General features: G+C 67.4%; 3 protein-coding genes and 1 pseudogene. 1 reads left to right on the plus strand and 3 read right to left on the minus strand.

From position 1 onward, the window contains the following. The 3 genes and pseudogenes from B3T59_RS03055 to B3T59_RS03065 form a co-directional block, all read right to left on the minus strand. A pseudogene (locus B3T59_RS03055) lies at window positions 1-455 on the minus strand (hypothetical protein); the annotation flags it as partial. A gap of 132 nt (window positions 456-587) precedes the next feature. Beyond that, window positions 588-2,288 carry an L-aspartate oxidase gene (gene nadB / locus B3T59_RS03060; RefSeq protein WP_005203222.1) on the minus strand — a complete coding sequence of 567 codons (1,701 nt, stop codon included), beginning with the start codon at window positions 2,286-2,288 and terminating at the stop codon, window positions 588-590. 90 nt (window positions 2,289-2,378) lie between these two features. Further along, window positions 2,379-4,475: a heavy metal translocating P-type ATPase gene (locus B3T59_RS03065; protein WP_082933489.1), complete on the minus strand. Its 2,097-nt coding sequence runs from the start codon at window positions 4,473-4,475 to the stop codon at window positions 2,379-2,381. Between the two features lie 77 nt (window positions 4,476-4,552). Here B3T59_RS03065 and B3T59_RS03070 point away from each other — a divergent pair. Beyond that, the coding region (locus tag B3T59_RS03070; RefSeq protein ID WP_287001467.1) for an MFS transporter at window positions 4,553-5,717 on the plus strand (1,165 nt) is incomplete at its 3' end.

A 5,717-nucleotide genomic window follows, 5' to 3' on the forward strand; every position in this document is an offset into this window, starting at 1 on the left:
GCTCTTCCGTTACCCGCAGCGATCGGGAGATCGCCCGTCGACGGGCCACTGCGCTGTGGCTGGTCGGGGGTCCCGACGGGTTGCGGCGCAACCCCACCGGGCGCGCGTCGGACACCGCCGTTGCCAGGCACAGGGCTCGGCGCGTGCCCGTTAGACCGCGCATAGAAGTGCGGGCCGCCGTGTCCGTTGAAGAAGACGCAACGCGCTCCCTCGGGCGACGGCACCGGGCACGGATTGCGCTCGATGAGCGATTGCGCGCGGTCGTCGAAGTCATTCCATTCGAGCCAGAGCCGTCTGTCGCTCCGCGGTCGAGTACTCGCATCGGTGGCGTGATTACCCGCGTGTCCGGCTGCCAGTCGACACTGCAGCAGCCATTCCGACGACCCGCTCAAACCGAGCGCGCGACGTTCCTCCGCGGAGCACACAACCGTTGACCAGCAACCCTGGCCGTCCATACGGTCCTCCCATCGGCCCGAATACGCGCAGCTTGCGTGTGGCGACGACGCTACTCGCGATCGCACGGCACGTCACAGTCGGATCAACTGTGGTCACGGCATGCGGTGCGTCAATCGACCCACTCCCCGGCGTCAGTCTACGGAAGTGAGTGCTGGCACTTCTACCCCGACGGCGCAGACATCGCCGTCGATCAGTCGGAAGCGTGGCGAACTCTGTTCACCGGTCCCGTGAAGATCCGTAGCCGGGCATTGTTCGTCGGTGCGCACATGGCATCCGCGTGAGCTGGTCCGCGCCAGCGCGGCTGTCACGACGGCCCGCGCGGCCAATGTCAGCGCGGCATCTTCGACGTCGCGCTGCGTTGCGACGACCCGCGGACTCGCGTCGTCGAGCAGCGCCGCGACGCGCCCGAGTCCCTCCGCGTTCCGTCGCAATCCGACGAAGCGCGACATCGCATTTTGCAGCGCCTCTCGGTCCACTACGTGCTCGACACCCGCATCGACATCACCAAAAGACGTGGTGTCGACAGCACCATCAGCCCTGGCCAGCGCTGCGACGTCGGCCGCGCGCACGCCCACCACCAGCCCCTCGAGCAGCGAGTTGGATGCCAGCCGGTTGGCGCCATGCAGTCCCGTTCGGGCGACCTCTCCTGCGGCAAGTAGCCCCGCGACGCTGGTGCGCCCGTGTGCGTCGGTGACGACGCCACCGCACTGATAGTGGGCGCCCGGCACCACCGGGATGCGCCCGTCCGCGGGGTCGAGGCCCGCTGCGCGCAGTCCGGCGTTGACCGTCGGGAATCGTGTGACAAAGTCGTCGATCGCCGAGATGTCGAGGTACACGCACGGATGTCCGGTGCGTTCCATCGCAGCCGTCACGGCGTTGGCGACGACATCGCGCGGTGCGAGATCGCCGAGCGGATGGACGCCCTCGGTCACCGACTTTCCGTCGACGTCGACGAGGCGTCCGCCCTCACCGCGGATGGCCTCCGTGACCAGCGTGCGCCGACCTCGCGCTCCCGGCGTGTAGAGCATCGTCGGATGGAACTGCACGAACTCGAGGTCGGCAACGTCGGCGCCCGCGCGAAGTGCGAGCGCCAGGCCGTCTGCAGTGGCACCCGCCGGGTTGGTGGTCGCGGCGAAGAGGTGTCCGCTGCCACCCGTCGCGAGCAGCACCGTCGGGGCGTGCACCACTCCCGGTCCATCCGCGCCGAGGTACGCGACGCCGACGGCCCGCTCGTTCGTGGTGAGTACGTGGGTGACGGTGCAGTCGTCGAGGACCCGCACGTCGCCGCGTCGAATCACGGTGGCGACGGCCGCGGAGAGTGCCTGCTGGATTTGCGCGCCCGTGGCGTCGCCGCCGGCGTGGATGATCCGACGCACACTGTGTCCGCCCTCGCGCGTGCGGGTGAGCCGACCCGAAGCATCACGATCGAACTGCGCACCCCATCCGAGCAGGCGCGACACCGCAGACCATCCGTCCGCGAGGATCTCGCGCGAGATCTCGGGATCGCCGAGCCCCGCACCGGCGACCAGCGTGTCGTGCAGGTGCAAGTCGACGCTGTCGTCGGCGCTGTCGGGCGCGACCACCGCGACGCCGCCCTGGGCGTAGTACGTCGAGGTGCTGTGCTCGACCGGCGCTCCATGTTGAGCTGGCCCGGCATGCTCGACCGGCCCGGCATGTGCACGCGATTCAGGGCTGTAAGCAGCACCTTTGTTGCAGATCACCACGCGCAGCCCGAGCTCCGCTGCGCGCAGTGCGGCGGTCAGCCCCGCGACCCCCGCCCCGACCACGACGAGATCGGCCACGAGATCGGCACGTGTGAGATCGAGCGCCATGTGCGTGCTCCTTCGCCGAACGGTGTTTCGACCGCTGAGTGTTTTCAACCCGAGCGTTTTCGACCCACAGTCGAAAACCCTCCCCGAAGACTACGCCGACATTCGCGGTTCGTGTAGATCGGCTCGACGTAGGAGTTGGGCATTGAGGGCGACGATGATCGTCGACAACGACATCAGCAACGCTCCGACCGCCATCGGGAGCACGAACCCGATCGGCGCAAGGATGCCGGCTGCGAGCGGCACCGAGATGATGTTGTACCCGGCGGCCCACCAGAGGTTCTGCTTCATCTTGCGGTACGCCTTGCGTGAGAGTTCGATCGCCGACACGACGGTCCGCGGGTCGTCACCGGCGAGCACGACGCCCGCCGACCCGATCGCCACGTCGGTGCCCGCGCCGATCGCGATACCGACATCGGCGCGCGCGAGGGCAGGCGCGTCGTTGACTCCGTCGCCGACGAAGGCAACGGTGTGGCCCTGCTTCTGCAGGTCGGAGACGATCTGCTCCTTGTCTTCCGGCCGTACCTGCGCGTGCACCTCCGTGATGCCCACCGCCTTGGCCACCCGGTCGGCGACGTCCCGGGCATCACCGGTAATCATCACCGATTCGATGCCGCGGTCGCGGAGCTCGGCGACGGCCTGGGCCGATTCGGGACGCGGTTCGTCGGCGAGTGCGATCACTCCGACGACCTCGTCGTCGATCATGATGTACAGCACCGTGTTTCCGCGAAGATTCTGCGCTGCTGCAGCGAGATCATCTGGGACAGAGACATTTTCGACGAGCCTCGGACCGCCGACGGAGACCTGCCGACCGTCGACGACAGCGCGCACACCCGTTGCGGCGTGCGTAGTGAAATCCTTCGACGACGCTGTGCGCACACCCTCGTCCTGCGCGGCGCGCACGATGGCGCGGGCGAGCGGATGCTCGCTCTGCGTCTCGGCCGACGCCGCCAGACCGAGAAGCTCGTCCTTTGAATACCCTTCGCGCGCAACGATATCGGTCATCCCGGGCCGTCCACGGGTGAGCGTTCCGGTCTTGTCGAAGCACACCACGTCGATTTGCCGAAGGGTTTCGAGCGCGATCCGATTGGTGACGAGCACACCCATGCGGGCCGCCCGTTCGGTCGCGATCGAGACCACCAGTGGTATCGCAAGTCCGAGTGCGTGCGGGCACGCGATGACCAGTACCGTGATCGTGCGGATGACTGCGTCCTCGGGTTGTCCGATCGCCGTCCAGATGATGGCGGTAAGCGCCGCAGCGCCGAGTGCGAACCAAAAGAGCCAGCCCGCAGCACGATCGGCGAGTCGTTGAGCGCGCGACGTCGAATTCTGCGCTTGCGCAACGAGACGCTGGATGCCAGCGAGCGTCGTGTCGTCGCCGACAGCTCTGACCCGCACCGTGATCGCGGAGTCGGCGGTGACCGTTCCCGCGACGACCTTGTCGCCGACCTTCCGGGTGACGAGATCAGACTCTCCGGTGATCATCGATTCGTCGAGTTCTGCTGTGCCGTCGATGATTACACCGTCCGCGGGCACTCGACCCCCGGGACGCACGATCACCACATCGCCCTGGACCAGGTCGGCCGGGGCGACGGTCTCGGTCTGCCCATCATCAGGGTCGCCGACGACGCGCTCGGCCTCATCAGGCATCAGAGATGCGAGGGAATCGAGCGCAGACGTGGTCTGCGCGATCGAGCGCATCTCGATCCAGTGCCCGAGCAGCATGATGACGATGAGAAGTGCCAGCTCCCACCAGAAGTCGAGATCATGAGGGAGCAGGTGAAGCGACGCGCCCCACGACGCCACGAAGGCGACCGTGATCGCCAGCGCGATGAGAGTCATCATTCCGGGTGTGCGCGAACGCAGTTCGCTCACGGCACCCGTCAGGAACGGTCGTCCGCCCCAGAAGTACATGACCGTGCCGAGCACCGGCGAGATCAGGCGCACCGCGTTGTCGGGGACGGTGTATCCGACGATCGACCCGAACATCGGCGAGGCCACGACCACCGGAATCGCGATCACGCACATGATCCAGAACAACCGCCGGAACATCGCGACGTGGTCCATATGACCGTGCGCCCCGTGGTCCATGTCCCCGTGACTCATCTGCCCGTGGCCCATGTCCCCGTGGCCCGTGTGCTCGTCGCGACTCGGTGCTGCGCCCTCAGTCGTGTGCCGGTGCGGTTCCATGATCTCTTTATACCCCCCTATGGTATGAGGCGCCACCCATGTGTGCGCAGATGCGCACATATGGCTACCATCGTGCTGTGCGGGCATTCACCTATCCGACGTTCCGTCGGCTCTACGGCGCGCAGGTCGTGTCGCTGCTGGGCACCGGGCTGCTCACTGTGGCATTGGGTCTGCTCGCCTACGATCTCGCGGGTCCCGACGCCGGACGTGTCCTGGGCACCGCGCTCGCGGTGAAGATGGTCGCGTACGTCGCAATGGCCCCGGTGATGCGGGCGCTCGTCGCGGCCCTGCCCGCCTCGCGGGTACTCGTCGGCGCCGACCTCGTACGTCTCGGCATGGCCTGCTGCCTGCCATGGGTCGGTCACGTCTGGCAGATCTATCTGTTGGTGTTCGCGTTGCAGACCGCGTCTGCGACCTTCACGCCGACCTTCTCGGCAACCATCGCACGGGTGGTCGACGACGGCGACGACTACTCGTCGGCCGTCGCGGCATCGCGGATCGCCTACGACCTCGAATCCGTCGGCAGCCCACTGATCGCGGCGGCACTGCTGACCGTCGTGTCGTACTCGACGCTGTTCGTCGGCACCGCGCTCGGCTTTGCCGCGTCGGCTGCCCTCGTCATCTCGTGCCGCAGGGGCATCAACGGCCGCAGCATCAACGAAACGCACGCCCCCACCGCCGCCGAGAGCTTCGGCCGCCGAGCCTTCGCTGGTTGTCGAATCATGCTGGCGCGCAGTGTATTTCGCGGCGTGTTGTGGATCAACGTCGTCGTCGCCGCGGCAACTGCACTGGTCATGGTCGGCACCGTGGTCTTCGTTCGAGCCGACCTCGGAGGTTCCGCGACCTCGGTCGCGGTGGCCTTCGCCGCGTTCGGCGGGGGGTCGATCGCCGCAGCGATCCTCGGGCCGCTGATCTTCCGACGAGCCGGAACTTCACGACCGATGCTGGCCTGTGCCCTCGCCTGCGTGATCGGCGTTGGCGTGATGGCTGTCTGGCTGGGCGCGCCGTCGTACATCGCTTTACTCGCACTCTGGGCTGTGCTCGGTGCCGCGACGTCGATCATCTCTACCGGCACCGCCCGTCTGCTGCGCGATCACAGCACCGACGCCGGCCGCGACGACGTGTTCACCGCACAGTTCTCGCTCTCACACGCCGCGTTTCTGGTGACCTATCCCCTCGCGGGCCTCGGCGCGTCGATCACCGGGCAAGCGGCGTGTGCGCTCGTGCTGTCGGCGCTCGCGC

It is taken from the genome of Gordonia sp. UBA7860 (assembly GCF_002500165.1).
Taxonomy (GTDB): Bacteria; Actinomycetota; Actinomycetes; order Mycobacteriales; family Mycobacteriaceae; genus Gordonia; species Gordonia sputi.